The 26,284-nt window shown below is 76.6% G+C and carries 22 protein-coding genes and 2 pseudogenes; 12 read left to right on the forward strand and 12 right to left on the reverse strand.

The window, feature by feature from the left end; genetic code table 11:
- Together G7Z13_RS03970 and G7Z13_RS03975 are read right to left on the reverse strand one after the other, a co-directional pair.
- A partial coding sequence (locus tag G7Z13_RS03970) for an FAD-dependent oxidoreductase (protein WP_165996063.1) occupies positions 1–423 on the reverse strand: 423 nt, incomplete at its 3' end.
- 122 nt (positions 424–545) lie between these two features.
- Entirely contained in the window at positions 546–1,763 is a 1,218-nt protein-coding gene (locus tag G7Z13_RS03975; protein ID WP_165996064.1) for a polysaccharide pyruvyl transferase family protein, read from the reverse strand.
- A 778-nt stretch (positions 1,764–2,541) separates the two neighbouring features.
- On the opposite strand from G7Z13_RS03975, the gene G7Z13_RS03980 reads away from it, so the two are divergent.
- The 10 genes and pseudogenes from G7Z13_RS03980 (at position 2,542) to G7Z13_RS04025 (ending at position 13,824) form a co-directional block, all read left to right on the forward strand.
- The gene (locus G7Z13_RS03980; RefSeq protein ID WP_165996065.1) at positions 2,542–3,516 is read left to right on the forward strand and encodes an NAD-dependent epimerase/dehydratase family protein; all 975 of its coding nucleotides are present in this window, start codon (positions 2,542–2,544) and stop codon (positions 3,514–3,516) included.
- Between the two features lie 49 nt (positions 3,517–3,565).
- Complete coding sequence (locus G7Z13_RS03985; protein ID WP_165996066.1) at positions 3,566–5,227, forward strand: carbamoyltransferase C-terminal domain-containing protein; 1,662 nt, start codon at positions 3,566–3,568, stop codon at positions 5,225–5,227.
- Positions 5,227–6,282: a glycosyltransferase gene (locus G7Z13_RS03990; protein WP_206312997.1), complete on the forward strand. Its 1,056-nt coding sequence runs from the start codon at positions 5,227–5,229 to the stop codon at positions 6,280–6,282. The genes G7Z13_RS03985 and G7Z13_RS03990 overlap by 1 nt, the downstream gene beginning before the upstream one ends.
- A gap of 176 nt (positions 6,283–6,458) precedes the next feature.
- A pseudogene (locus G7Z13_RS33525) lies at positions 6,459–6,962 on the forward strand (HAD family hydrolase); the annotation flags it as partial.
- A 254-nt stretch (positions 6,963–7,216) separates the two neighbouring features.
- Positions 7,217–8,350, forward strand: a complete 1,134-nt coding sequence (locus tag G7Z13_RS04000; RefSeq protein WP_165996068.1) for a glycosyltransferase family 9 protein — start codon at positions 7,217–7,219, stop codon at positions 8,348–8,350.
- Positions 8,347–9,312, forward strand: coding sequence for a glycosyltransferase (locus G7Z13_RS04005; RefSeq protein WP_165996069.1), 966 nt, complete (start codon positions 8,347–8,349; stop codon positions 9,310–9,312). The genes G7Z13_RS04000 and G7Z13_RS04005 overlap by 4 nt, the downstream gene beginning before the upstream one ends.
- Positions 9,309–10,580: a glycosyltransferase gene (locus G7Z13_RS04010; protein WP_165996071.1), complete on the forward strand. Its 1,272-nt coding sequence runs from the start codon at positions 9,309–9,311 to the stop codon at positions 10,578–10,580. Before G7Z13_RS04005 ends, G7Z13_RS04010 begins: the two co-directional genes overlap by 4 nt.
- Before the next feature lie 147 nt (positions 10,581–10,727).
- Entirely contained in the window at positions 10,728–11,357 is a 630-nt protein-coding gene (locus G7Z13_RS04015) for an SIS domain-containing protein (protein WP_165996073.1), read from the forward strand.
- Positions 11,354–12,760, forward strand: a complete 1,407-nt coding sequence (gene rfaE2 / locus G7Z13_RS04020) for a D-glycero-beta-D-manno-heptose 1-phosphate adenylyltransferase (RefSeq protein ID WP_165996075.1) — start codon at positions 11,354–11,356, stop codon at positions 12,758–12,760. Before G7Z13_RS04015 ends, rfaE2 begins: the two co-directional genes overlap by 4 nt.
- The gene (locus G7Z13_RS04025; protein ID WP_240926112.1) at positions 12,757–13,824 is read left to right on the forward strand and encodes a glycosyltransferase family 9 protein; all 1,068 of its coding nucleotides are present in this window, start codon (positions 12,757–12,759) and stop codon (positions 13,822–13,824) included. The genes rfaE2 and G7Z13_RS04025 overlap by 4 nt, the downstream gene beginning before the upstream one ends.
- Before the next feature lie 43 nt (positions 13,825–13,867).
- Here the strand turns inward: G7Z13_RS04025 and G7Z13_RS04030 are convergent.
- Positions 13,868–15,140 (reverse strand): annotated as a pseudogene (locus tag G7Z13_RS04030) (MFS transporter).
- A gap of 455 nt (positions 15,141–15,595) precedes the next feature.
- Here G7Z13_RS04030 and G7Z13_RS04035 point away from each other — a divergent pair.
- Positions 15,596–16,159, forward strand: a complete 564-nt coding sequence (locus tag G7Z13_RS04035) for a hemerythrin domain-containing protein (protein ID WP_165996078.1) — start codon at positions 15,596–15,598, stop codon at positions 16,157–16,159.
- Positions 16,160–16,362: 203 nt separating this feature from the next.
- Here the strand turns inward: G7Z13_RS04035 and G7Z13_RS04040 are convergent, their stop codons facing one another.
- Genes G7Z13_RS04040 through G7Z13_RS04055 form a run of 4 tightly spaced genes read right to left on the reverse strand, consistent with a single transcriptional unit; the run spans position 16,363 to position 20,089 of the window.
- Complete coding sequence (locus tag G7Z13_RS04040; protein WP_165996079.1) at positions 16,363–17,277, reverse strand: glycosyltransferase; 915 nt, start codon at positions 17,275–17,277, stop codon at positions 16,363–16,365.
- Positions 17,274–18,185 carry a glycosyltransferase gene (locus tag G7Z13_RS04045; protein WP_277347386.1) on the reverse strand — a complete coding sequence of 304 codons (912 nt, stop codon included), beginning with the start codon at positions 18,183–18,185 and terminating at the stop codon, positions 17,274–17,276. The genes G7Z13_RS04040 and G7Z13_RS04045 overlap by 4 nt, the downstream gene beginning before the upstream one ends.
- Positions 18,186–18,188: 3 nt before the next feature.
- Positions 18,189–19,064, reverse strand: a complete 876-nt coding sequence (locus G7Z13_RS04050; protein WP_165996081.1) for a glycosyltransferase family 9 protein — start codon at positions 19,062–19,064, stop codon at positions 18,189–18,191.
- The gene (locus tag G7Z13_RS04055) at positions 19,061–20,089 is read right to left on the reverse strand and encodes an NAD-dependent epimerase/dehydratase family protein (protein ID WP_165996083.1); all 1,029 of its coding nucleotides are present in this window, start codon (positions 20,087–20,089) and stop codon (positions 19,061–19,063) included. The genes G7Z13_RS04050 and G7Z13_RS04055 overlap by 4 nt, the downstream gene beginning before the upstream one ends.
- A gap of 344 nt (positions 20,090–20,433) precedes the next feature.
- Here G7Z13_RS04055 and G7Z13_RS04060 point away from each other — a divergent pair, with 344 nt between their 5' ends.
- On the forward strand, positions 20,434–21,630 hold the full coding sequence (locus G7Z13_RS04060; protein ID WP_240926459.1) for a phosphodiester glycosidase family protein: 1,197 nt from the start codon (positions 20,434–20,436) through the stop codon (positions 21,628–21,630).
- A gap of 21 nt (positions 21,631–21,651) precedes the next feature.
- Here the strand turns inward: G7Z13_RS04060 and G7Z13_RS04065 are convergent, their stop codons facing one another.
- The 5 genes from G7Z13_RS04065 to G7Z13_RS04085 form a co-directional block, all read right to left on the reverse strand.
- Positions 21,652–21,846 carry a hypothetical protein gene (locus G7Z13_RS04065; RefSeq protein ID WP_165996086.1) on the reverse strand — a complete coding sequence of 65 codons (195 nt, stop codon included), beginning with the start codon at positions 21,844–21,846 and terminating at the stop codon, positions 21,652–21,654.
- A gap of 113 nt (positions 21,847–21,959) precedes the next feature.
- Entirely contained in the window at positions 21,960–22,844 is an 885-nt protein-coding gene (locus tag G7Z13_RS04070) for a phosphatidylinositol-specific phospholipase C/glycerophosphodiester phosphodiesterase family protein (RefSeq protein WP_165996088.1), read from the reverse strand.
- A gap of 193 nt (positions 22,845–23,037) precedes the next feature.
- A complete protein-coding gene (locus G7Z13_RS04075; protein WP_165996089.1) occupies positions 23,038–24,120 on the reverse strand; it encodes an acyl-CoA dehydrogenase family protein in 1,083 nt (360 codons plus the stop codon).
- Entirely contained in the window at positions 24,117–25,298 is a 1,182-nt protein-coding gene (locus tag G7Z13_RS04080; protein WP_165996091.1) for an acyl-CoA dehydrogenase family protein, read from the reverse strand. The genes G7Z13_RS04075 and G7Z13_RS04080 overlap by 4 nt, the downstream gene beginning before the upstream one ends.
- Positions 25,295–26,260 (reverse strand): NADPH:quinone oxidoreductase family protein, encoded by a 966-nt coding sequence (locus G7Z13_RS04085; RefSeq protein ID WP_165996093.1) that lies wholly within the window; start codon positions 26,258–26,260, stop codon positions 25,295–25,297. Before G7Z13_RS04085 ends, G7Z13_RS04080 begins: the two co-directional genes overlap by 4 nt.
- Positions 26,261–26,284: the final 24 nt, after the last annotated feature.

Consider the following 26,284-nt stretch of genomic DNA (forward strand, 5'->3'; position numbering starts at 1 on the left):
GTAGATCTCGGGGTCGAACGGCACGGTGTAGCCGGTCTTCAGCGACGGGGGGACACAGCCGCCGCGCGTGTTCAGCCGGTCCAGGAGCTGCCACAGGAACCCGGCGACCACCGCCTCGCCCTCGCCGTGGTCGGGCGGCAGCAGCGGCACGCCGTCCTCGCCGGGCTCGGCGAACACCGCCTGCTTGCGCTCGTTGTGGAAGGACATCAGCGGCATGACGAGGGCGGCGGTGGCGTTGCCGCCGAGGAAGCCGTAGCGCTCCACGAGGACGACCTCCGCGCCGGCCTCGGCCGCCGCGCAGGCCGCCGCGGTGCCGGCCGGTCCTCCGCCCACGACCAGGACGTCCGTGCGACCGCCGTCGCGGGCGGGGCGCGGCGGCAGGGTGATGGTCCGGGACTGTGCGGGTGGTTCCAGGATCGGCATCGCTTCTTCCCGTCGGCAGGTGGTTCCGCTGCGCCGGCGGCCCGGCGTCCGGCCGTCGGCGCGCGGCGGGTGCGGCGGCGGACGTCGGGTCCCGGTGTGGACGTCAGGTCGCGGTGCGGACGTCAGGTTCCGGTACCCGGCCCGAGCAGCTGAAGGCCCGGCTCGGCGTCCGGGACGGCCGGGGCGGCCACGTCGAGCGAGTCGAGCACCGCGCCGAGGCGCGTACACGTCTCGCGGGCGCGGGCCCGCAGCTGGCGCACGCGCCCCTCGAAGTCGCCGCGCCGCTGCGGGAACTCGTCCCAGAGCCGGTCCACCTCGGCCAGCAGCAGCCCGGCCTGCTCACGGGCGACGCCGACGAGGGCGGGGGCGCCGAGGCGGCGGGCGAAGTCGAACACCTTGCCGGAGTACGGCAGCGGCAGCACGGGCAGCCCGGAGAGCGCGGCGAAGATCAGGAAGTGCAGGCGCATCCCGACGACGAGGTCGAGATGGCTCATGAAGCCGAGGACCTGGCCGGGACTGTAGACGCTGTGCAGGATGCGGCCGCGGTCCGGGGCGGTCATCCGGGAGAGCACGCCGTGGGCGTGGTGCACGTCCTGGCGTTCCATCGGGACGAAGACGACGTGGGCGTCGAGGCGGCGTACGAGGAAGTCGGCCACGTCGGCGAGGAGCGCGTGGTAGTCGCCCTCGTCGAGCTTCTCGGCGGCCCGGCCGGGTTCCCGCACCGACATGCCGACCAGCCGGCGGGCGTCGGCGGGGATGCCCTCCTGGCGCATCATCTGGTCGGTGAACGGCTCGGGCGGCAGCAGCAGCGCGGGGTCGGCGGTGACGATGATGTCCCGGTCGACTCCGGCCTCCTCCAGGACCAGGTGCGACTCCTCGTCGCGGACGACCACCTCGTCCATGGCGGACAGCACCGAGCGCACCGCCTCGCGGTCCTCCGCCTCGCGCAGCGGGCCCGCGCCGATGGCGTAGGCGAAGGTGCGCACGCCGCGCGCCTGGGCCGCGCCGACCACCCGGAGGTAACGGCGGGCCTCGCCGTCGTAGAGGATGCCGCCGCCGCCGACGACCAGCAGGTCGAGGCGGGAGACGACGTCGAGCACCTGCCGCTGCGGGACGCCCTCCCAGTCGACCACCTCGTCCAGGGTGGGGTGGTGGGCGCGCGTGTGCTCGGCGTTGCGGCTGAGGGCGATGAGCCGCGCGCCCGGGCGGTGGCCGCGCAAACAGCCGAGGACACAGCTGAGGATGGCCTCGTCGCCGAGGTTGAAGCCTCCGTAGGAACCGAGCAGTCCGATGCGCGGACTCACTTCGGTGAGCAGGGGAGGCTGAGCGGTGGTGGTCATCCGGCACTCCTGTTCCGTGGCGGGTCGCTGCCGCGGCATTCGGGCCCGAGTTGCCGTCACAAGTCGGGAGAAAATCCTCGCCGGGGGCGGTTTTCGGCGGACGGTGTCCGGGCGGGTCCGACGGTGGACGGTGTCCGGGCGGGTCCGGCGGCGGGCGCGGTGTCCGGGCGGGTCGGGCGGCGGACGGCCGGTACGCCACCGGTGTCGTGTGCACGGGAGCCGCGAGGGGTGTCGCGGCGCGGAGCCCGTCACCGCCGGGGGCCGCGGCCGGGACCGCGTCCGCTGCTGCCCGGACCGGCCCGGACGCCGGCGCGGCGGCCGACTCCCGCGCCCATCCTTCCACGCCTCCCGGCGGCCCACCATCGGGATCACGGCGCCCTTCCGCCGCCGCCCCGCAGGCCGCCCACGCCGGGCGGTCGCCGGGGCACCGGCATCGAGACGGCCACCTCGGGGGGCTCGGGCACCCGAACCGGTCCGGCCCTCCTTCCGCGCCTCCTCCAGCGGCCCCGCCGCGCAAGGCATGGACAGGGAAGAACCGGCGGCGCCAGTCGCGTCGGCCGGCGGGCGCACGGCGCCGTCACGCTGCGTGCCTCACCCCGTTGCAGTACATCACCGAGCCCCCGCCGCCCGGACGACGGACGCTGTTCGGGTGTCCTGGCGGTACCGACGGTCCGCCCGCCACCCGGCGGACGGCGGTCGGACGGCCACCAGCCGGCGCGGGCCCGCCGCGTCCGGCACCGGAGCACCGGTTCGCCGTCGCCCCAACGGAGGAGGCAGAATGAGCACCCTTTCTTCCGGGACTTCTTCCCGGACCTGGCAGCACGCCGTGGTCACCGGCGGCGCCGGGTTCGTCGGCTCGCACCTGTGTGAGGCCCTGATGGCGTCGGGCGCCGCCGTCACCTGCGTGGACGACTTCAGCACCGGACGGCCTGAGAACGTGACGCCGCTGCTCGACCGCCCCGGCTTCACCCTGGTGCAGGCGGACGTCGCCGAGGGCATCCCCGTGGACCGGCCGCCGGACCTGGTGCTCCACTTCGCCTCGCCCGCCTCCCCGGCCGACTATCTGCGTCTGCCCCTGCACACGATGGAGGCCGGCAGCCTGGGCACCCGGCACGCCCTGGAGCTGGCGCACCGCTCCCGCGCCCGGTTCGTGCTCGCCTCGACGTCCGAGGTCTACGGCGACCCGCAGCAGAACCCGCAGGACGAGCGGTACTGGGGTCATGTGAACCCGGTCGGCCCGCGCAGCGTCTACGACGAGGCCAAGCGCTTCGCCGAGGCGCTGACCACCGCGCACGCGGACAGCGAGGGCACCGACACCTGCATCGTGCGGCTGTTCAACACCTACGGCCCCCGGATGCGCGGCCACGACGGCCGGGCGGTGCCGACGTTCGTGCGCCAGGCGCTGGACGGCGAACCCCTGACGGTGACCGGCGACGGCCGCCAGACCCGCTCCCTGTGCTACGTCGACGACACCGTGCGCGGCATCCTCGCCGCCGCGGCGCACGGGATGCGCGGTCCGGTGAACATCGGCAACCCGGCCGAGATCACCATGCTCGGCCTGGCCCGGCTGGTGATCGAGCTGACCGGGTCGGACTCCGAGATCCGCTTCATCGAGCGGCCCACCGACGATCCGGCCCTGCGCTGCCCGGACATCACCCTGGCCCGCGACAAGCTCGGCTGGGAACCGGAGGTGGACGCCGAGGAGGGGCTGCGCCGCACGATCGACTGGTTCCGCTCCGGCGCGCACCGCTGACCCCGCCGTCACAAGCCGCCCGCCCCTTCGCCGAAAGGCCTGGCCCTCCATGCGCATCCTCGGAATCAACGCCCTTTTCCACGACCCCGCCGCCGCTCTGGTGATCGACGGCCGTACCGTCGCCGCGGCCGAGGAGGAGCGGTTCTCCCGCCGCAAGCACGGCAAGCGGCCGCTGCCGTTCTCCGCCTGGGAGCTGCCGGAGAAGGCCGCCGCGTGGTGCCTGCGGCGGGCCGGTCTGCGCCCGCAGGACCTGGACGCCGTCGCCTACTCCTACGCCCCGTCGCTGGCCCGTCCCGCCGACGCGATGGGCCTGGACGACCCCTGGGACCACCTGCGGCAGACGTACGCCCGCGAGGCGCCGAACTTCCTCAAGGAGGTGCTGCCGGGCCTCGACCCGGACATCGTGCGCTTCGTGCCGCACCACATGGCGCACGCCGCGTCCGGCGCGTTCTGCGCGGACGGCGCCGAGGACTCCTCGGTGCTGGTCCTCGACGGCCGCGGCGAGCGCGCCTCGCACCTGGCCGCGCGCCGGGTCGGGGACAAGCTGGAGCCGCTGTACGCCCAGGACCTGCCGCACTCGCTCGGCCTGGTGTACGAGGAGCTGACCGCGCATCTGGGGTTCCTGCGCTCCTCGGACGAGTTCAAGGTGATGGCCCTCGCCTCGCACGGCACCCCGCGCATGCTGTCCGAGCTGCGCCGCTACGTGCACCCGACCGGCGACGGAGGGTTCCGGGCGACCGGGGTGCCCTGGCACGAGTTCTGCCCGCCGCGCGGCGCCGGGGAGCCGTGGACGCAGGCGCACGCGGACCTGGCGGCGAGTGCCCAGGCGGTGCTGGAGGAGACCCTGCTGGACCTGGTGCGCTGGCTGCACGGCCGGACCGGGCACAGCGTGCTCACGCTCGCCGGCGGCGTCGCCCTGAACTGCGTAGCCAACTCGCGGATCGCCCGCGAGGGCCCGTTCTCCCGGGTGTGGGTGCAGCCCGCGGCCGGTGACGCGGGCACCGCGCTGGGCGGCGCGCTGCTGCTGGCCGCCGGGGAGGGTGACACGCCGGAGCCGATGACCGGCGCCGATCTGGGCCGGGACTGGACGGACGCGGAGCTGGGCGCGTGGCTGAAGACCGCCGCCGTACCGTTCGAGCGGCCGCCGGACATCGCGCGGACAGTGGCGCGCACGCTCGCGGACAACGGGATCGTCGCCTGGTTCCAGGGGCGTTCCGAGTACGGTCCGCGGGCGCTCGGCCACCGCTCGCTGCTGGCCCACCCGGGCCACGCGGGCAACCTCGAACGCCTCAACGACGTCAAGGGGCGTGAGCAGTTCCGGCCGGTCGCGCCGATGGTGCTCGCCGACCGTGCCGCGGAGATCTTCGACGGGCCGCTGCCCAGCCCGTACATGCTGTTCGTGCACGACGTGGCCGAGGAGTGGAAGGACCGGATCCCCGCGGTCGTCCACGTGGACGGCACGGCCCGCATCCAGACCGTCGACCCGGCGCGCGAGCCCCTGGTCGCGCGGATGCTGGGCGAGTTCGAGCGGCTGACCGGGCTGCCCGTGGTGGTCAACACCAGCCTCAACACGGCGGGCCGGCCCATGGTGGACGACCCGCGCGACGCGCTCGAGTGCTTCGGCTCCTCACCGGTCGACCTGCTCGCCATCGGCCCGTACGCGATCCGGCGCGGCGACTTCTTCCGCGCCGGCGGCGACGGGAGGGCCTGATGGGCGAGCCCGCGTACGCCGTGGTGATCCCCACCCTGGGCCGGCCCGGCCTGGGCGCCTGTCTGCGCGCCCTGGCCGTCGCCGAGGGGCCGCCGCCGCGGCGGGTCGTCCTGGTCGACGACCGGCCCGGCGCGAGGGGCGGGGCGTCACTGCTCACCGAGGTGCCCGAGTCGCTGCGGCCCCGCACGGCGGTCGTCCCGGGTGGCGCCCGCGGGCCCGCCGCGGCGCGCAACACCGGCTGGCGGGCGGCCGGTGCGGTGCCGTGGATCGTCTTCCTGGACGACGACGTGGTGCCCGGCCCGACCTGGGCCGCCGACCTCGCCCGGGACCTGGCCGCGGCGTCGGAGCGGACCGCCGCGGTGACCGCGCGCATCGTGGTGCCGCTGCCGCGGGACCGGCGCCCCACCGACTGGGAGCGCAACACCGCCGGGCTCGCCACCGCCCGCTGGATCACCGCCGACATGGCGTACCGGCGTACGGCGCTGGAGGCCGCCGGCGGTTTCGACGAGCGGTTCCGGCGGGCGTTCCGGGAGGACGCGGACCTGGCGCTGCGGGTGACGGCCGCCGGGTGGTCAGTCACCGAGGGGTCCAGGACCACGGCCCATCCGGTGCGGCCCACCGACCGCTGGGTGTCGGTGCGGCTCCAGGCGGGCAACGCGGACGACGTCCTGATGACCCGGCTGCACGGCCGCGACTGGTGGCGCCGGGCGGACGCGCCGAGGGGCCGCCTGCCCGTCCATGCCGCGGTGACCGCGGCCGCGGTGGCCGCCCTGTCCTGCGCGGCCCTGCGCCGGCCGCGGGGCGCCGGGCTGTGCGGGGCGCTGTGGCTCGCGGGGACGGCCGAGTTCGCGCTGGCCCGCATCCGCCCGGGCCCCCGGACCCGCGACGAGGTCGTCACCATGGCCCTGACCAGCCTCGCCATCCCGCCGGCCGCCGTGTGGCACTGGCTCCGGGGCCGGGTCGCGCACCGGGGAACCGCCCCGTTCGCCCCTTCCGGGACGGCGGGACCTCCTCGGGGGCGGCGGGAGCCCGCACCGGAACAGGTGGGCTCATGAGCACACGTCCCTGGATCTACCCGGGCCCCGGCGAGCCCGCCGGCGACGGGCCCGAAGATGTCCTCGTCCGTGCGCGGGCCCGCGGCCGCGCGGAGTGGCCGGCCACCGGGCGCGGGGAGCGGCCGGCCACCGGGCGCCAGGGCCCGGTTGCCGCCGTCGGCCTCGGTGGCGGCCTCCCCTCCGCCGTTCTCTTCGACCGGGACGGGACGCTCGTCGTCGACGTGCCCTACAACGGCGATCCCGCGCGGGTCGTGCCGATGCCGACGGCGCGGGCGGCCGTCGAGGCCGTGCGGGCGCGGGGCGTCGCGGTGGGAGTGGTGAGCAATCAGTCGGGGGTGGCGCGCGGGCTGCTGACGCGGGCGCAGGTGGAGGCCGTGCAGCGCCGGGTCGAGGAACTGCTGGGCCCGTTCGGGGTGTGGGCGGTGTGCCCGCACGGCCCGGCGGACGGCTGCGGCTGCCGCAAGCCCGCGCCGGGACTGGTCCTGGCGGCGTGCGCGCGCCTCGACGCGGACCCGGCGCGCGCCGTGGTCATCGGTGACATCGCCGCCGACCTGGGCGCGGCGCGCGCGGCCGGGGCGCGCGGCATCCTCGTGCCGACCCCGGCGACCCGCCCGGAGGAGACGGCCGCCGCCGATCGGACCGCGCCGGATCTGCTGTCGGCGGTACGGCTGGCCCTGGGCGCGGGGCGGCCGGAGTCCGCCGGGTCCGCGAGGCCGCCGGAGGCGGTGGGGGCGGAGCGCGCGGCGGTGCCGGGTGCCGGCGAGGCGCCCCGGGGTGCTCCCGGCTCGCCGTCCGGCGACGGCACCCCGCCCTCCACCGACCCAGCAGCCACCACCGGTTCGCCCTCCACCGACCCAGCAGCCACCACCGGCACCCCCCACCCCGGCGCCCCGCCCGCCGCCTCCCCCGGCTCCGTCCGAACGGCGGCCCCCTCGTGAGCGCGGCCCCCCGGACCCTCGTCGTCCGTCTCGACAGCGCCGGAGACGTACTGCTCGCGGGGCCCGCGGTACGGGCCGTGGCCGCCGGGTCGGCGTACACGACGCTGCTGTGCGGGCCGCAGGGCGAGCAGGCGGGGCGGATGCTGCCGGGCGTGGACGAGGTGCTGGTGCACGACGCCCCGTGGGTCGGTCTGGAGCCCGCCCCGGTGTCGCGGGAGGAGACGCGGGGGCTGCTGGAGACGCTGGCGGAGCGGCGCTTCGACCGGGCGCTGGTCCTGGTGTCGTACCACCAGAGCCCGCTGCCCGCGGCCCTGCTGCTGAAGCTGGCGGGCGTCGGCTGGACGGCGGCCGACTGCGAGGACTATCCGGGCGCGCTGCTCGACCTGCGCCACCGGCGGCGTCCGCGCCGGCACGAGGCGCGGGCGGCGCTGGACCTCGCGGAGGCCGCCGGGTTCGCGCTGCCGCCGGGCGACGACGGGACGCTGCGGGTGCGGACGCCGCCGGACACCACGCGTCTGACCGGCCCGGAGCCGTATGTCGTGCTGCATCCGGGTGCCGCCGTGCCGGCCCGCGCCTGGAGTCCCGGCCGGGCCGCGCGGGCCGCGGCGGCGCTGGCCGCGGCGGGCCACCGGGTGGTGGTCACCGGCGGACGCGGGGAGCGCGAGCTGACCGCGCGGGTGGCCGGGCGGCACGCCCTGGACCTGGGCGGGGCCACCGATCTGCGGGAGCTGGCCGGGGTGCTGGCACGGGCCCGGGTGGCGGTGACCGGGAACACCGGTCCGGCGCATCTGGCCGCGGCGGTCGGCACTCCGGTGGTGTCGCTGTTCGCGCCCGTGGTGCCGGCCGAGCGGTGGCGGCCGTACGGCGTGCCGTCGGTGCTGCTGGGCGACCAGCGGGCCGCGTGTGCCGGGACGCGGGCCCGCCGCTGTCCCACGCCGGGCCATCCGTGCCTGGACGGTGTCGGTGACGCGGAGGTGGTGGCCGCGGTGGCGGCGCTGAGCGGCGGCCGCGGCGGCAACGGCCGACGGGCCGACCGACCGGTCGGGATGAATAACTTGACGGAGACAAGAAAGACGGCAAATGAGACAACTGTGACAAAAGGGGCAGAAGAGCGAGGAGTGGCCTGGTGAACATCCTGCTGTGGCATGTGCACGGCTCCTGGACGACCGCGTTCGTGCAGGGCCCGCACACCTACCTCGTCCCCCTGCTCCCCGACCGCGGCCCGGACGGCCGCGGTCGCGCCCGCACGTTCCCCTGGCCGGCCTCGGTGCGGGAGCTGACCCCGGACGAGCTGCGCGAGGCGGAGGTCGACCTGGTCGTCCTCCAGCGGCCGCACGAGATGGAGCTGGCCGAACGCTGGCTGGGCGGCCGCCGCCCCGGCCGCGACGTGCCCGCCGTCTACCTGGAGCACAACGCCCCGGACGGCGACGTCCCGGACACCCGGCACCCGTTCGCCGACCGCGACGACCTGACGCTCGTCCACGTCACCCACTTCAACCGCCTGTTCTGGGACAACGGCGGCACCCGCACGGAGGTCGTCGAGCACGGCATCGTCGACCCGGGCCACCGGTACACCGGCCGGCTCGCCCGCGCGGCCGTCGTCGTCAACGAGCCCGTACGGCGCGGCCGGTACACGGGTACGGACCTGCTGCCCGCGCTCGCCGAGGCCGCGCCGCTGGACGTGTTCGGCATGCGCACCGAGGGCCTGGCCGGCCGGCTGGGGCTGCCCGAGGAGCGGTGCCGGTCCGCCGACCTGCCGCAGGGCGAACTGCACGGGGCGCTGGCCGAACGGCGGCTGTATCTGCACCCGGTGCGCTGGACCTCGCTCGGCCTGTCCCTGCTGGAGGCCATGCACCTGGGCATGCCGGTGGTCGCGCTGGCCACCACGGAGGCCGTGGAGGCCGTCCCGCCCGGCGCGGGTGTGCTGTCCACCCGCCCCGAGGTGCTGGCCGAGGCCGCCCGCCGCTATCTGGCGGATCCGCAGGCGGCGGCCGAGGACGGGGCGCGGGCCCGCCAGGCGGCCCTCGCACGGTACGGGCTCAAGCGCTTCCTGAACGACTGGGAGCGCCTGATCACGGAGGTGTGCTCATGACCGCATCGGTCGGTTCCCTGACCGCCGCACCGGACGCCGGCGGCCCCGGCTCCCTCGACATCGCGCTGGTCTCCGAGCACGCCAGTCCGCTCGCCGCGCTCGGCGGGGTGGACGCGGGCGGGCAGAACGTGCACGTCGCGGCGCTCGCGAGCGCGCTCGCCGACCGCGGGCACCGGGTGACCGTCTTCACCCGCCGGGACAGCCGGGAGCTGCCCGACCGGGTGGCGCTGCGCGACCGGGTCGAGGTGCACCACGTGCCCGCCGGACCGCCCGAGCCGCTGCCCAAGGACGAACTGCTGCCGCACATGGACGAGTTCGGCCACTACCTGACCCGGAGGTGGCGGGCCCGCCTCCCCGACGTGGTGCACTCGCACTTCTGGATGTCGGGCCTGGCCTCGCTGCACGCGGTGCGCGCCCTGGACCTGCCGCTGCTGCACACGTATCACGCGCTCGGCACGGTCAAGCGCCGCCACCAGCGGCTCGCCGACACCAGCCCGCCGCAGCGCGTCACGCTGGAGACCGAGGTGGGCCTCGGCTGCGACCGGGTCATCGCCACCTGCCGCGACGAGGTCGTCGAACTGGCCCGGATGGGCGTGCCCGCCGGCAAGGTGAGCGTCGTGCCGTGCGGGGTCGACACCGAGCTGTTCACCCCGCAGGGCCCGGCCGCCCCGCGCGGCCCCCACCCCTACCGGCTGCTCCAGCTGGGCCGCCTGGTCCCGCGCAAGGGCGCCGCGGTCTCGATCGCCGCGCTCAGCCTGCTGCCCGACACCGAACTGGTCGTGGCCGGCGGGCCCCCGGCGGACCGGCTGGACGAGGACCCCGAGGTGCGCCGGCTGCGCGAGATCGCACGGCGCGCCGGCGTCGCCGACCGGGTCCGGTTCACCGGCGGCGTGCCCAGCCGGCAGGTGCCGCCGCTGCTGCGCGGCTGTGACGTGGTGCTGTGCCCGGCGGACTACGAGCCGTTCGGCATCGTGCCGCTGGAGGCCATGGCCTGCGGCGTCCCGGTCGTGGCCAGCGCGGTCGGCGGCCAGCTGGACACCGTCGCCGACCCGGGCACCGGCCGCCTGGTGCCGCCGCGCGACCCGCGGGCCCTGGCCCGGGCGGTCGCCGATCTCCTCGCCCGCCCGGAGACCCGCCTGGCCTGCGGAGCCGCCGGCCGCCGCCGGGTGCTGCGCCGCTACACCTGGGACCGGGTCGCCGCCGAGACGGAGGCGGCGTACTGCGCCGTCCTGGACGCCGCCCCGGCGGCCGTGACGGGGGTGGTCTGAGGCAGCGTCCGAGGGAGCACCGACCGTCCCCCAGGCACAGCGTCCGAGGGAGCACCGACCGTCCCCCCGTCCCCGCCGCGAGCCCCGATGTCCGAAGGAGGTGCGGGCCCCGCCGCCGTCCCCGCGACGCGGTCACGCCCGACCAGCATGAGCGAATCCCCTGCACTCGCCGCCGCCCGACTGCACTGCCGCTCCCTGGAGCAGGCACTCGTCCGACTGCGCACCGACGGCCTCGGCCGGATCGCGGACTGGGGCGGCCGGCTGGCCGCCGTCCTCCCGCCCGGCGGCCGGCTGCTCGCCGCGGGCAACGGCGGCAGCGCCGCCCAGGCCCAGCACCTGACCGCCGAACTGGTCGGCCGCTACCGGCAGGAGCGGCCCGCGTTCTCGGCGATCTCCCTGCACGCGGAGACCTCCAGCCTCACCGCCATCGGCAACGACTACGGCTTCGACCAGGTGTACGCCCGGCAGGTCGCCGCCCACGGCCGGCCCGGTGACGTGCTGATGCTGCTGTCCACCTCCGGCCGCAGCGCCAACCTGATCGGCGCGGCCGTCGCGGGCCGCCGGGCGGGGCTGCGGGTGTGGGCACTGACCGGGCCCGGCCCGAACCCGCTCGCCGAGGCCGCGCACGAGGCGCTGTGCGTCGACGCCGACACCACGGCCACCGTGCAGGAGGCCCACCTGGTCGCCGTACACCTGCTCTGCGAGGCCTTCGACGCGGCCCTCGGCACCGGCGGTGCCGTCCGGGAGCGGGCCACGATCGCCGGGAGGGCGTCGTGACGGCGCCGCGGCCGCTGGTCGTGGTGGGGGACGTGCTGCTCGACGAGGACGTCGAGGGCGTCGCCACCCGGCTCGCCCCGGACGCGCCCGCGCCCGTCGTGGACGTCACCGACGACCGGCGCCACCCCGGCGGGGCGGGCCTCGCCGCCGCGCTGGCCGCCCGCGGCGGACGCGAGGTGGTCCTGGTGACCGCGCTCGGCGACGACGCGGCCAGTCACGCGGTGCGCCGGCAGCTGCGCGGCCGGGTACGGCTGGTGGAGATCCCGCTGCACGGCAGCCTGCCGGTCAAGACCCGGGTGCTGGCGGGCGGCCGGCCGCTGGTCCGCATCGACCGGGGCGGCGGCGAGCCCGGGGAACCCGACGAGGCGGTACGCGACGCGCTGGCCCAGGCCCACGCGGTGCTGGTCGCGGACTACGGCCGGCACACGGCGAGCGCGGTGCGCCGCCACCTGGAGTCGGTCGTCCCCCGCACCCCGCTCGTGTGGGACCCGCACCCCAAGGGCGATCCGCCGGTGCCGGGCGCCCGCCTCGTCACGCCGAACGCGGCCGAGGCGCGCAGCCTGTGCCCCGGCGACGGCGAGTCGCTGCGCGCGTACGCCGAGCGCGGCTCCCGGCTCGCGGACCGCTGGCAGGCGGCGGGCGTCGCGGTGACGCTCGGCGAGCGCGGGGTGCTGCTGACCCGGCCCGCCGCGGGCACGCCGATGCTGGTCCCGGCGCCGTACCGGGCGAGCGGCGATCCGTGCGGGGCGGGCGACTGCTTCGCCGCGACGGCCGCCGCCGCGCTCGCCGACGGCGCGCTGCCTGAGGAGGCGGTGCAGCGGGCGGTCGCCGAGGCCGCCGCGTTCGTGTCGGCGGGCGGCGCCGGGAACCCGGCGCTGTGGCGTACCGAGCCCGACACCTCCGTACGGCAGACCCCGGCCACGGACCCGTTCGCGCTCGCCGAGCAGGTGCGGGCGCGCGGCGGCACGGTGGTGGCGACCGGCGGCTGCTTCGACCTGCTGCACGCCGGGCACGTCGGGCTGCTGGAGAGCGCGAGGCGGATCGGCGACTGCCTCATCGTGTGCCTCAACTCGGACGCCTCGGTGACCCGCCTCAAGGGACCCGGCCGGCCCATCAACCCGGTGGCGGACCGCGCGCGGGTCCTTCAGGCGCTCGGCAGCGTCGACGCCGTCGCGGTGTTCGACGAGGCCACCCCGCAGCGACTGCTGAGCCGGCTGCGGCCGGACGTGTGGGTGAAGGGCGGCGACTACTCCGTGCAGGAGCTGCCCGAGGCGGAGACGCTGCGCGCGTGGGGCGGGCAGGCGGTGGTGCTGCCGTACCTCGACGGCCGGTCCACCACCGTGCTGGCCCGCCGGGCGGCGCTCGCGGCCGTCCCGCTGAAGCCCGGAGGGCCGGCGGCGTGAGCGCGACCCCGCGGCCGCCCCGGCGTACCGCCCGCCCCCGCGTGCTGGTGCTGCGCGCCCTCGGGCTGGGCGACCTGCTGACCGCCGTACCCGCCCTGCGGGCGCTGCGCCGCCATCTGCCGGGCCACGAACTGGTGCTGGCCGCGCCCGAGCGGCTGGCCGGGGCGGCCGCCGCGACCGGTGTCCTGGACCGGCTGCTGCCCGCCGAGGCTCCCGGCCGCGCCGTGCCCACCACGCTGGCCTGGCCGGGACCCGGCCCCGACCTCGCCGTCGACCTGCACGGCAACGGCCCGCCCAGCCACCTCCTGCTCCAGCGGCTGCGGCCCGGCCGGCTCCTGGCCTACGCCCACCCCGGCACCCCCGGCGTCCCGGGCCCGGTGTGGCGGGAGGACGAACACGAGCGGGACCGCTGGTGCCGGCTGCTGACCTGGTACGGCATCCCGGCCGACCCCGCCGACCTGTCGATCCCGGTGCCCGCGACGCCCTCCCCCGCGCCCGGCGCGGTCGTCGTCCACCCCGGCGCGGACGCCGCCGCCCGCTGCTGGCCCGCGGAGCGCTTCGCGGCCGTGGCACGGGCGCTGCGCGCGCAGGGCCACCGGGTGGTGGTGACCGCCGGGGCCGGCGAGACCGCCCTCGCCGGATGTGTCGCCGCGCGCGCCGGACTGCCCCCGGACCACGTCGTCGGCGGGACCGCCGACGTGCCCTTCGACCGGCTCGCCGCGCTGGTCGCGGGCGCCCGCTGCGTGGTGGTCGGCGACACGGGCCTCGCCCACCTGGCCACCGCCCTGGGCACCCCGTCCGTCGTGCTCTTCGGCCCGGTCTCCCCCCGCCTGTGGGGCCCGCCGCCCGATCCCCGCCACCACGTCCTCTGGCACCCCGGCGACGACCCGTCCCCGCGCCCCGGCGACGCACACGGCCGGATGCCGGACGAGCGGCTGCTGCGCATCACGGTGGACGAGGTCCTGGCAGCCGTGCGGAACCTCCCGGAACCGCTCCCCGCCCGCACCCCGGCACGGCACGGCACGGCCGCTCCCCCACCGGTGAACGTGCCGGCCCGCCGCTGAGCGGGAAGAACCCCACCCGCGACCGCGCCGTACGGCAGCACTCTCAGGCCGCCGCCTCCACCTCCGGCGTGCGCTCCAGGGTGCGCAGCGGGGTGACCGCGGGCCGGGTGCGGCGGCGGTGGAGGAGGTGGCCGGTGGTGATGGCGGCGGCGATGACCAGGCCGCCGGCGACGAGGGCGCCGCGGGCGCCGGCGCGTTCCATCAGCAGGCCGAGCGCGGGCGGACCCGCCAGACCCCAGCCGGTGCTGATGCTGCCCCACACGCCGAGGACACGGCCGCGCAGCCGGGCGGGCGGGTCGGTCCGCAGGACGGTCGTGCCCGCGGTGTCGGAGACGGACTCCACGACGGCCATGGGCAGCACCAGCACCAGCAGCACGGCGAGCGACGGCGACAGCCCGGCGAGCACCTGGAGCAGCCCGCCGGTCGCGGCGAGCGCGCCGACGAGCCGCGCGGACGGCCCGCGCAGCCGCGCGCCGAGCACCGCGCCGAGGATGCCGCCGACGGCGAGCACGGTGGAGACGGTGGCGAAGGACCCGGCACCGCCCGCGAGGGGGCCGGTGACGAGGACCGCGAGGGTGAGGCCGTAGTGGCGGCCGAAGACCGCGCTGACGCCGGTGATCCCGGCGAGCGCGACCAGCCGGGGCCGCTTCGCGAAGAACGCCAGGCCCTCGCGGACGGTCATGTCCCCGCTCGCGCGCCCCGTGCCCTTCGAAGGCGGGGCGCCGCGCCGGGCGGGAATCTTCACACCGGCAGTGGCAGCGGCCGCTCCGGTGATCGGCCGCAGGAACGGGGATCACGGAGGCGACGAAGAGGACCGACAGCCCGTTCGCGGCGTAGGCGGCGCCCGTGCCGAGGAAGCCGGCGGCGATCCCCGCGAAGGCGATGCCGGCGAGCCGCCCGGCGCTGTGCACGAGGGAGCCGACCCCGATGGCGGAGGGCACGTCCTGCGGCCGGACCAGATCGTTGCCCAGCAGGGCGCAGGCCGGTCCGTCGACGGTGGCGATGGTGCCGGTCACGGCGGCCAGCGCGAGCAGCACGGGCAGGTCGAGCCGGCCGGTCGCGACGAGCGCCGCCGTGACCAGGGCGACCGTGCCGAGCAGGGCCTGGCTGACCATGGGGGTCCGCTTCCGCGGCCGGCGGTCGACGGCGGCGCCGCCGGCCAGGCTGATCAGCGGCGCGGGTGCGGCCTGCACGGAGATGGACAGGCCGGTCGCGGCGGCGGACCCGGTGATCTGGAGGACCAGCAGGTTCTGCACGGTGAGCTGCATCCAGGTGCCCGCGTTGGACACGAAGTCGGCCGGCGACCACCAGCGCATGCTGCGGTAGCGGAGCGCCGCCACGGCGAGCGGGACTCACCGGGAGCGGGCGGGGGACGGCCTCGGTGTCGGGCCCGGGGGAGGAATCAGGCACAGCGGTACTCGGCAGGGGTGTCCGGAGGCTCCGGCGGATCGGTGAATCCACGGGAGTCGGGAACACCGGCTGCGCTGCGCGGTCGCTCCTCGGGATGTCTCAGGCGCCGCCCATCGTGGCAGACGGGGTCCCCGGGTCCGGACCGGGCGCCCTCGCCGCGGACGCGCCCCGACGGGCAAGTCAGGGGTCGGCCGCCGCACTTGGCCCACCCTGTGCACTCGCTCACAAGCAACTGCCGGGCGCCCGTTGCGGCACTCGGGTGTACTCCTCGCCGCCCGCGTTACGGCGCCCCCCGCACGGGCACCCGGAAGGCTGGGCGGGCCCGTCCGGGAACCGCCCGAGTCGCGATGGAGGGAGTGACATGGGACACGGAGGAAACGTCATCGACGAGCTGGTGACGGACCACCGGGAGGTCGAGACGCTCTTCGGCCGGATCGAGGCGCTGCCCTCGGGCGACAAGGACCGCAAGGTCTACGCGGACCAGGTCGTCATGGAACTGGTGCGCCACTCCGTGGCCGAGGAGGCCCATCTGTACCCGGCCGTGCGGGAGCACATCCCCAACGGGGACGCGATGGCCGACAAGGAGCTCGAGGACCACGCCAAGGCCGAGCAGATCATGAAGGATCTGGAGCGCTGCGAGGCGGACGACCCCGAGTTCGACCGGCTGATCGGCATGCTCATGATGGAGATCCGCTCGCACGTGGCCGACGAGGAGGAGAACCTCTTCCCGATGCTGCGCCGGTCCTGTCCGGCGGAGGCCCTCGACGAGCTGGGCGACAAGGTGCGCCAGGCGAAGAAGATGGCGCCGACCCGCCCGCACCCGTCCGCCCCGGACAAGCCCCCGGCCAACAAGCTGCTCGCACCCGGCGTCGGCATGGTCGACCGGATGCGCGACATGCTGACGGGCCGCGGCAAGAAGGACTGAGCCGCACCCGGCTCCGCGCCCGAGCGGATCACCGAACGGACCGAACCCGCCCCGCACAGCGCCCGGACGGACAGCGCCCGGACAGCACGGCGGCCGTGGCCCACAGCCACGGCCGCCGTCGCGTGTCCACGGCGTCATCCGGCTCGGCCGCCGGCCTCATCCGACCGACGTACGTACCGACCGCCGCACCGGCAACCCGCGGCTCAGCCGACGTACCGCCGCGCCGGCGACGACCGCCGTGCCTGCTCCAGGGCCACCAGCCGGGCCTCCAGGTCGGGCGGGACGGGATCGCGCTGCCGCAGCACCCAGGGCAGCCCGGCCGCGGCGTGGGCGAAGGCCCGCGCGGTGGCCCGGTCGTGCGGCACCGTGCGCGCCAGGTACCAGGTGCGGCGCACCGCCGACAGCCAGGGGCGGCGCAGCCAGGTGAACCAGAGGGTGTTGCGCAGGCCGAGGACGCGGCGGTGGGTGCTGTCGCGGACCGGGGAGGCGGCGTGGTGGATGGTGATCTCGGGGATGTAGCAGAGCCAGTGGCCGCGCCGCAGCAGGTCGGTGGCGAGCAGTTCCTCCTCGCCGCCGAGCCACAGTCCGGGGTGGAAGCCACCGGCCGCGCGGAAGACGTCGGCGCGCATCACGGTGGCGGCGGCGAGGAAGGAGCCGAGGGCGGGGCCGGGCAGCCAGTCGGGGCCGGTGAGCGGCGAGTCGCGCAGTTCGGCGACGACCGGGTCCTCCTCGCCGGACGGTTCGACGACGATCCGCGCGGTCACGGCGGCGACCCGCGGGTGGGCGTCCAGCACGTCCGCCGCGCGGCGCAGGGAGCCGGGTTCCCACCAGGTGTCATCGTCGCAGAAGGCCACGTAGGGGGTGCGGACGTGGCGGACGGCGAGGTTGCGGCCGACGGCCCCGAGGTTGCGTCCGGGGCGCAGCAGCAGGACCTCGGGGTGGTCGCGGGCGACGGCCTCCGCGGTGCCGTCGCTCGAGCCGTTGTCGGTGACGATCACCTGGGGCCGCTCCGGCAGGTCGCGCAGGGTGCGCAGGGTGCGCAGCAGCTCGGGGCGGCGGTCACGGGTGATCACGACGACCGTCGTACGGCCGTCCGGGCGGGCCGTGTCGTGGGTCACGGCTGCCCTCCCTCCAGCAGTCGGGCGGCTTGTTCGACGCGTGCGGGCAGCGGTCTGCGGTGGCCGAGGGCGGCGGGCAGCCGGGCGAGCGTGCCGCGCAGTGCGGCGCCCGCCGCGGGTTCGCCCCGGACGGCCTCGGCGGCGAGGCGGGCGGTGGCGCGCAGGGCGACCGGGGCGGGGCGCCGCAGCCAGGCGGTGAGCACCGCGTTGCGGCGCTGGGCGGCGGAGCGGCCGGGCCGTTCGGCGGGCTCGGGGTGGTGCAGGGCGGTCACCGAGGGCACGTAGCACACGCCCCAGCCGCGGGCGGCGAGGTCGTAGGCGAGCAGGGTCTCCTCGCCGCCGAAGAACAGCACGGGGTGGTAGCCGCCCGCGTCGAGGAAGGCCCGCCGGCGCACCACGGACGCGCAGGCGAGGAAGCCGAGCACGGGGGTGCCGGGGAGACCGGGGTCGCGGGGCAGCGGGGAGGTGGCGAGGACGGCGTTGAGCGGGTCCTCGGCGGCGCCGGGGCCGACGAGGGTGCGCGCGGCGAGCAGTCCGAGGCGCGGGTGGGCGTCGAGGACGTCGGCGGCGGTGGTGAGCGCGCCGGGCGCCCACCAGGAGTCGTCGTCGCTGAACGCGACGTAGGGGGTGGTGGCGTGCCGTACGGCGAGGTTGCGGCCGAGGGCGCCGGTGTTGCGGCCGGGGGTGAGGACGCGGGCGCCGACGGGGTGGTCGCGGACGGCGGCGGCGGTGGCGTCGGCGGAGTCGTTGTCGACGACGATGACGGGGGGCCGCTCGGGCAGTTCGGCCAGCCGGTCCAGGGTGCGCAGGACGCTCGCGCGGCGGTTGCGGGTGATCATGGCGACGGTGATCCGGCCGGCCGCGGGCGGGCGGGAGCGGGCGGCGTGGGGCAGGGCCTGCGGGTGCACGCCTCATGTCCTTTCGTCGAGCAGCCGGTGCACGGCGCCGGCCACGTCCCGGGCGGTGCACGCGTCCGGGGCGAGCAGCACGCTGGGCACGCCGTCGGGGCGGCGCGGCGCGCCGGGCGGGACGAGCGAGACGACCGGGGTGCCGGTGGCGGCGGCGAGATGGGCGGGTCCGGGCACGCCGGTGACGACGGCGTCGGCGGCGCGCAGCACCCCGGCGAACCGCCGGGGGTCGGTACGGCCGCCGAGGTCCACGGCGATGTCCGCGCTGACGTGCCGGGTCAGCGCGGTCTCCTCCGGTCCGCCGGTGACGACGACGCGGTGCCCGGCGTCGGCCAGCGCGCTGACCGCGGCCGCGCAGTGGTCGGGGTCCCAGGCGTGGCCGGGCGGCCCGGCGCCGGGGTGGACGACGACGTAGGGGCCGGCGCCGGTGAGCTGGGCGGTGTCGGGCGGGGGTACGACCCGCAGCCGTCCGTCGTCCCCGGCGCGCGGGCGGAAGCCGAGCGCGGCGGCGGTGCCGAGGACCGCGCGGGGGCGGGTGTCGCCGCAGGCGGCGACCCGGTGCACGCGCGCCCGGAGCAGCAGTTGCTCGGCGGGGCCGGGGCTGTGTCCGCCGGGGGCGAGGACGAGTGCCACGTCGTAGGCCTCGTCCCGCAGCCGCCGCACCAGCGGGTCGTCGTCCGTCCGCCCGTCCTCGGGGGTTCGCGGCGGCGGTTCCCATACGACGACGTCGTCGACGTGGGGCAGCAGCCGGGCGGCGGGTTCACCGTCGGGTCCGCACAGCACCGTGACGGGGTGCGCGCGGGTGGCGACCGCGCGGACGGCGGGCCCGGCGAGAAGTGCGCCGGTGAATCCGTCGAGGGGGACGACCAGGGCCTTCACCGCTCGACCACCTCCGGCTCGCAGGCACCCGGCGCGCCGTGCTCGGCGACGTGGGCGATGGTCCGCTTGAAGCCCTCCTCCCAGGGCACCGCGGGTGCCCATCCGTACAGCTCGCGGGCGAAGGTGGTGTCGGGCCTGCGCCGGGCGGGGCCGTGCGCGCGGCCGGGCCGATACTCCAGGCGGGAGGGGGATCCGGTCAGGTGGATCACCCGGCGGGCGATCTCCTCGACGGTGACCTCGTCGTCGCCGCCGATGTTCACGGGCCGAACGGCGCGGCTGGCGGCGACCCGGAGCACGCCCTCGACGACGTCGTCCACGTAGGCGAGCGACCGGGTCTGGCTGCCGTCGCCGTCGACGGTGAGCGGGGCTCCGGTGAGCGCCTGCCGGATGAAGGTGGGCAGTGCCTGGCGGCCGTCCGCCCGCATCCGGGGGCCATAGGTGTCGAACAGGCGGACGATCCCGGCGTCGGTGCCGCGGACGGTGGCGCAGGCGGTGGTCAGCGCCTCGGCGAACCGCTTGCCCTCGTCGTGGGCGCTGCGCGGCCCGACGGGGTCGACCTGCCCCCAGCAGTCCTCGCGCTGCGGGTGTGCCGCCGGGTCGCCGTAGACGTGGCAGGCGGAGGCCAGCAGGAAGCGGGCGCCGTCGCGCTCGGCGACGGCGAGGGCGTTGCGGGTGCCGGGGCCGGCGGCGTCCAGCGCGGCCAGCCGGCAGCCGAGGCAGTCGGCGGGCGAGGCGGGGCCGGCGAAGTGCAGGACGAGGTCGTAGGGGCCGGTGAGCGCGTCCGGGCAGCCGGGGGCGCTCACGTCCCGCTGCAGGAACCGGAAGCCGGGGCGCGCGGTCAGCGGGCGGATGTTGTCGAGGGAGCCGGACGACAGGTCGTCCAGGCAGTCGACCTCCGCTCCCGCGTCGATCAGACGTTCGCACAGGTGGGAGCCCAGGAACCCGGCGCCGCCGGTGACCAGGGCCCGCTTCCAGGCGGGCCGGGACATCGGCAGCGGTATCGCGGAGAACGCCATCGGCGTCATGTACACGGCCTCCTTCCGCCGATGCGGGGCCTTCCCCGTCGTCAGGGGGACGGCGAGCGGCGCCCGAGTGCCCCGGGGGGCGGTTTTCATACTCCGACGTCCGGTGCCGCTGTGCCACACGAGGCGCAGGTGACGGAGGGGACCGCGGGCGTCACCCGTCCGGCGGTCCGGTTCCCCCGTTCGTGCGCCATCCGTCGCCATCCGGCCACCCGGCCGGACGTCGCCGTCTGGTGCACCTCCCCTGACTCCTGGGACAGTTGACGCGACCTCAGGGGGGATGTGTGACCACTCAGGTGACGACACGTCAGACGCGTCAGGCGCGGCTCCCCGCGCGCAGAACGGTCCTGGCACTCCTCACGGCACTGGGCTCGCTGGCCGGCGCGGCCCTGGCCGGGGCGGCTCCGGCCGGCGCCGCCGCGGCGGCCGTCGACATCGCCCCCGGCGTGGTCTACGAGGCGCTCGACTTCCAGGCGGCCAGGGGCCCGGTCCGCGCGCACGTGCTGACCGTCGACCTGCGCCGCCCCGGGGTGCGCCTGGACCTGCTGTATCCGGGAGCGGTGGCCGCGCGGTCGACGGTGTCGCGGCTCGCCGACGGGCAGGGCGCCGTCGCGGGCGTCAACGGGGACTTCTTCAACATCACCGAGACCCAGCACCCGGGCGTCGAGGCGACCGGCGCGAGCGTCGGACCGGCCGTCGCGAGCGGCCGGACGCTCAAGGGCGCGGTGCCGGACGGGCAGCGCTTCGGTCCCGCCCTGCCGCCCGGCACCTCCACCCGGGACGTGTTCGGCGTGGGCGTGGACCGCCGGGCCCGCCTGGACAGCCTGGCCCTGGCCGGCTCGGTCACCACCGCGGCCGGGCGCGTGCCGCTCGGCGGCCTCAACCAGTACGCCCTCCCGGTCGGCTCCGTCGGCGCCTTCACCGCGAACTGGGGCAACGCCTCCCGGGTGCGCGCCACCTGCGGCACGGACACCGAGCGCGCCGCGCCGTGCAGCGCCGACACCCACGAGGTGACGATCCGCCAGGGGCGGGTGGTGGCGACCGACCCGAGGCCGGGCGGCGGCCCCATCGCCCCCGGCACCACCGTGCTCGTCGGACGCGAGGCGGGGGCCCAGTGGCTGCGCGAGCTCGCCGTCGGCGACGCCGTGCGGGTGCACCACCGCCTGGTGGCGTCCCGGTCGCGGATCCCGTACCGCTTCGCCGTCGGCGGCTATCCGGTGCTCTCGGACGGGGAGCTGCTGCCGGGCCTCGACGACCGGACCGCGGCCGTGCGCTCCGCGGTGGGCCTCGCGAGCGGCGGCCGGCGCGTCCTGCTGCTCGCCCTCGACGGCTCCCCCGAGTACCGCGCCGGTCTCACGATCGCCGAACTCGCCGACGTGCTGCGCCGCCTGGGCGCGGACGACGCCTTCAGCCTCGACGGCGGCGGCTCCTCCACCCTGGTCGCCCGCGACCCGGGCGCCGGCACCGTCACGGTCCGCAACCATCCGGCGGGCGGCGCGGAACGGCCGGTGCCGAACGGGATCGGGGTGTTCTCGAAGCCGTGACCCGCCTGTTCCCGCTCGTCCTTACGGCCGGAAGCTGCTGACGATGTCGGCGGTCGCCGTCAGGCCGCTGTGGATCGTGGGGGCCACGCTCGTGCTCGCCAGGTAGAAGCCGAGCAGCAGGCAGACCAGCGCATGGGAGATCTTCAGTCCTCCGTTGCGCAGGAAGATCACCGCCAGGATCAGGAGCAGCAGCACCACAGAGATGGACACGGCCATCGTCAACCTCCTCCGCCACGCCGTCACGCGTCCGGTTCACGGCGTTCGGCCGCAAGTGTGGCGTAGCGGAGGGTTCGTCCGGGCGGCTGGGCTGTCCTCCGAACGTGTGGTGTCTACGTCGGCCGATGGGCGTCGAGGAAGGCTTCGAGGCCCGCGAGGTCGTCGGTGTTGAGGTGGTCGACGCCGGCGGCGAGGAGTTCCGTCCACACCGCCTGCCGTTCGGGGCCGGGCCGGTCGGGGGTGGCCCAGAAGCGGACCCGCTGCCCGTGCTCGTGCGCGGCGCCCACGATGGCGTGCAGTTTCGCGCGTTCCGCCGCGGGGAAGGCGCCGGTGCCCTGCCAGGTGAAGTGCCGGGTCCAGTTGTCGCTGACGAGCGGCGCGAAGGAGGCGGGCGCGGGGCCGCCGAGGTCGGTGAGGCGGCCGTCGTAGAAGGCGCGGCGGACGGTCTGGGCCTCCATGGGCGCGCGGGCCGCCCGGTCGCCGGAGATCACGGCGGTGACCGGGCCGGGGAGCACCCGGCCATGGGCGTAGGTGGTGAACAGATGGCGGTAGCGGCGCAGGTGCCGGTCGAGCTCCGCGTACGTCGACGCGCCCTCGGTCTTGAGGTCGATCAGCAGCTGGAGGGAGCCGCGGTGGCCGCGGTACACCGAGCCGCGGTGGGCGCGCACGCGCGCGGCGAGGGGGTCCAAGTAGAGGGCTTCGAGGGTGCGGTCAGGGTCGAGGTCCTCCGGGTCGTGGGCGACGAGGAGCCGGTCGCCGACGAGGAAGATGTCGGCCTCGACGCTGCCGAAGCGGTGGTCGAGGGCGTCGAGGAGGGGGCGGGGGTGCTCGTAGTCGTTGTGGGCGTGGGCGCGCCTCAGCGGGCGGGGCCGGTGGTGCCGCTGCGTGGCGAGCGCGCCGCTCGTGGGCAGGGCGACGGTGCCCGCGAGGGCGGCGCCGAGGGTGGTGAGGGCTCTGCGGCGGGTGGTGAGGGCTCTGCGGCGGGTGGTGAGGGCCATGCGCTGCCTCCCTGGGGTGCGGGTCGGGACGCAGCGAGTATGCGATCGCGGGGGCCTCAAGGGGACGGTGCGCGCGGTGAGTTGGCCGGAGTGCCGTCAGCTGTTCACATCGGCGCGGGAGCGGCACGGGAAAGCCCGCCCCTGGTCGGGCGGGCTTTCCCGTGAGGGCCCGTCAGGGTGGGCCGGCGGTGTGTCAGGGGGCCTGGAGGTCCACCAGTTCGGCCAGGGCCGCGCGGTGGGCGCCCGCGGTGCCGTAGGCGATCGAGTCGGCCTTGGCCCGCTTCAGGTACAGGTGGACGGGGTGCTCCCAGGTCATGCCGATGCCGCCGTGCAGTTGCAGGGCCTCCTCGGCGGCGCGGACGGCGACCGGCGCGGCGTAGGCCTGGGCGACGGCGACCGCGACGTCGGTGTCCTGACCGGTGGCGAGGGCGTCCGCGGCGGCCCGGGCGGCGGCGCGCAGGCTGACGACCTCCAGCCACAGCTGGGCGAGCCGGTGCTTGAGCGCCTGGAAGCCGCCGACGGGCCGGTTGAACTGCTTGCGGTCCTTCAGGTAGCGGACCGTCTCGGTCAGCGTCCAGTCGGCGAGGCCCAGTTGCTCGGAGGCGAGCAGTCCGGCGGCGGTGCGCAGGGCGCGCCCGACGGCGGGTGCGGCGGTGCCGATGCGGCGGGCCGGGGCGCCGTCGAGGGTGACCGTCGCCAGCGGCCGGGTGAGGTCCAGCGACGTCTGCGGGGTGACGGTGGCGGCGGCGGCGTCGACCGCGTACAGCGCGCCGTCGTCGCCGGGCACGAGCAGGACGTCCGCGACGGCGGCGTCCGCGATGCCGGTCAGCTCCCCGCGCAGGGTCCCGTCCTCGACGCGTACGGTCCGCACCGCGCCGCCCGCGGCGACGTCGAGCGCGACCGCGAGGGCGCCGACGCGCCGGCCGGACGCCAGCTCCGCGACCAGGTCGTCGGCGTCGTCGCAGGCCAGCAGCGCCTCGGTGGCGACGACCGCGCTGGTCAGGTAGGGCACCGGGGCGACGGCGCGCCCCAGCTCCTCCAGGACGACGGCCGCTTCGCGGTGGGTGGCGCCCTGGCCGCCGCGCTCCTCGGGCACCAGCAGTCCGGCCAGGCCCATGCCGTCGGTGAGCGCCTTCCACAGCCTCAGGTCGTGCGGGGCGTCCGACTCGGCGCGCACGAGGACGGCGGCCGGGTCGCAGTGGTCGGCGAGCAGGTCCCGGACGGCGGCGCGCAGCGCCTCTTCCTCCTCCGAGTACAGCAGGTCGGGGTCGGTCATCGGGCGAGGTCCTTCCAGGCGACGTCCTTGTCGGTGCGCGGTTCGGCGGGCAGGCCGAGGACGCGCTCGGCGACGATGTTCAGCAGGACCTCGCTGGTCCCGCCCTCGATGCTGTTGCCCTTGGAGCGCAGATAGCGGTACCCGGCCTCGCGGCCGGTGAAGTCCACGTGCTCGGGGCGGCGCATGGTCCAGTCGTCGTAACCCAGGCCCTCCTCGCCGAGGAGTTCGACCTCCAGGCCGCTGATGGCCTGGTTGAGGCGGGCGAAGCCCAGCTTCATGCCGGCGCCCTCGGGGCCGGGCTGGCCGGCGACGAGCTGCTGGCGCAGGCGTTCGCCGGCCAGCCGGGCGACCTCGGCCTCCACCCAGAGGGTGAGCAGCCGCTGGTGCAGGTCGTGAGTACGCCGCTCGGGGCGCTCGCGCCAGGTCTTCGCGACCGGACCGATCATGCCGCCCTCGCGCGGGAGGCGCATACCGCCGATGGCGACGCGTTCGTTGTTGAGGGTGGTCTGCGCGACCCGCCAGCCGTCGCCGGCCTCACCGAGGCGGTGGGCGTCGGGGATGCGCACGTCGGTGAGGAACACCTCGTTGAACTCGGCCTCGCCGGTGATCTGCCGCAGCGGGCGGACCTCGACGCCGGGGTCGGTCATGTCGCACAGGAAGTAGGTGATGCCCCGGTGCTTGGGCACGTCCGGGTCGGTACGGGCGATGAGGATGGCCCAGCGCGCGAGGTGGGCGCTGGAGGTCCACACCTTCTGGCCGTTGACGACCCAGTGGTCGCCCTCACGGACGGCGCGGGTGCCGAGCGCGGCGAGGTCGGAGCCGGCGCCGGGCTCGCTGAACAGCTGGCACCACACCTCCTCGCCGGTCCACAGCGGCTTCAGGAAGCGCTTCTTCTGCTCCTCGGTGCCGTACTGGAGGATCGTCGGGGCGGCCATGCCGAGGCCGATGCCGATGCGGCGCGGGTCGTTGTCGGGGGCGCCCGCGGCCTCGAGTTCGGCGTCGACGACGGCCTGGAGGGAGCGCGGGGCGCCCAGTCCGCCGAGGCCTTCGGGGAAGTGCACCCAGGCGAGCCCCGCGTCGAAGCGGGCCCGCAGGAAGTCCAGCCGGCCGGTTGTGGCGGGCGGGTGCGCGGCCAGGAACTCCCGGGTGCGGCGGCGCAGTTCGGCGGCGTCGGTCATGCGGGCTCCTTCATCACGACGGCGATCCGGCCGGTGCTGCGGCCGTCCGCGACCTTCTGCACGGCGGCCGCGGCCCCGGCGAGCGGCACGCGCTCGCTGACCAGCGGCTTGATCGCGCCGCGGGCGGCCAGCTCGGTGAGCTGGTCGTGGCAGTGCCGCACCAGCTTCGGGTTCTTGGTGTTGTACAGGCCCCAGTGCAGTCCGAGGACCGAGTAGTTCTTCACCAGGGCGTGGTTGAGGGCGGGGCTCGGAATGGTGCCGCTGGCGAAGCCGACGACCACGATCCGACCCTCGAAGGCGACCGTCTTGGCGGACTGGGTGTAGGCCTCGCCGCCGACCGGGTCGTAGATCACGTCGGCGCCGCGGCCGCCGGTGGCCTCCTTGACGGCGGCGACGACGTCCTCGGCGCGCCGGTCGATCACCACGTCACAGCCCAGCTCGCGGGCGACGGCGGCCTTGTCCGCGCCGCCGACGACCCCGATGACGGTGGCGCCGGCCGCCTTGCCGAGCTGGACGGCCGCGCTGCCGACACCGCCGGCGGCGGCGTGCACGAGCAGCGTCTCGCCGGCTTCCAGCCCGGCCCGGCGGTGCAGGCCGAACCAGCCGGTCTGGTAACCGATGTGCAGGGCGGCCGCCTCCGCGTCGTCCAGCGACTCGGGCGCGGGCAGCAGGGCGGCGGCGTCCGCGACGGCGTACTCGGCGAAACCGCCGTACGGCAGCGCCGGGTTGCCGATGACGCGGCAGCCGTCCTCGGTCTCACCGCAGATCTCCACGCCGGGGGTGAACGGCAGCGGCGGGCGGACCTGGTACTGGCCCCGGCACAGCAGCGCGTCCGGGAAGTTGATGTTCGCGGCGCGGACCCTCACCAGGACCTGGCCGTCGCCGGGGGTGGGCCGCTCGGCCTCCGCCAGGCGCATCACCTCACTGGGCTCGCCGTTCTCGTGCACGTGCCATGCCTGCATGCGGGGCCTCCACGGGACTGCTTC

Origin of the sequence: Streptomyces sp. JB150 (assembly GCF_011193355.1) — a bacterium.
Taxonomy (GTDB): domain Bacteria; phylum Actinomycetota; class Actinomycetes; order Streptomycetales; family Streptomycetaceae; genus Streptomyces.

What these genes read in the sequence shown, in the direction of transcription:
- G7Z13_RS04080 (WP_165996091.1), bottom strand. Translation starts at nt 25,298, where the DNA reads ATGACCGACGCCGCCGAACTGCGCCGCCGCACCCGGGAGTTCCTGGCC.
- G7Z13_RS03985 (WP_165996066.1), top strand. Translation starts at nt 3,566, where the DNA reads ATGCGCATCCTCGGAATCAACGCCCTTTTCCACGACCCCGCCGCCGCT.
- G7Z13_RS03990 (WP_206312997.1), top strand. Translation starts at nt 5,227, where the DNA reads ATGGGCGAGCCCGCGTACGCCGTGGTGATCCCCACCCTGGGCCGGCCC.
- G7Z13_RS03975 (WP_165996064.1), bottom strand. Translation starts at nt 1,763, where the DNA reads ATGACCACCACCGCTCAGCCTCCCCTGCTCACCGAAGTGAGTCCGCGC.
- G7Z13_RS04055 (WP_165996083.1), bottom strand. Translation starts at nt 20,089, where the DNA reads ATGACGCCGATGGCGTTCTCCGCGATACCGCTGCCGATGTCCCGGCCC.
- G7Z13_RS04070 (WP_165996088.1), bottom strand. Translation starts at nt 22,844, where the DNA reads ATGGCCCTCACCACCCGCCGCAGAGCCCTCACCACCCGCCGCAGAGCC.
- G7Z13_RS04075 (WP_165996089.1), bottom strand. Translation starts at nt 24,120, where the DNA reads ATGACCGACCCCGACCTGCTGTACTCGGAGGAGGAAGAGGCGCTGCGC.
- G7Z13_RS04065 (WP_165996086.1), bottom strand. Translation starts at nt 21,846, where the DNA reads ATGGCCGTGTCCATCTCTGTGGTGCTGCTGCTCCTGATCCTGGCGGTG.
- G7Z13_RS03980 (WP_165996065.1), top strand. Translation starts at nt 2,542, where the DNA reads ATGAGCACCCTTTCTTCCGGGACTTCTTCCCGGACCTGGCAGCACGCC.
- G7Z13_RS04085 (WP_165996093.1), bottom strand. Translation starts at nt 26,260, where the DNA reads ATGCAGGCATGGCACGTGCACGAGAACGGCGAGCCCAGTGAGGTGATG.
- G7Z13_RS04010 (WP_165996071.1), top strand. Translation starts at nt 9,309, where the DNA reads ATGACCGCATCGGTCGGTTCCCTGACCGCCGCACCGGACGCCGGCGGC.
- G7Z13_RS04015 (WP_165996073.1), top strand. Translation starts at nt 10,728, where the DNA reads ATGAGCGAATCCCCTGCACTCGCCGCCGCCCGACTGCACTGCCGCTCC.
- G7Z13_RS04035 (WP_165996078.1), top strand. Translation starts at nt 15,596, where the DNA reads ATGGGACACGGAGGAAACGTCATCGACGAGCTGGTGACGGACCACCGG.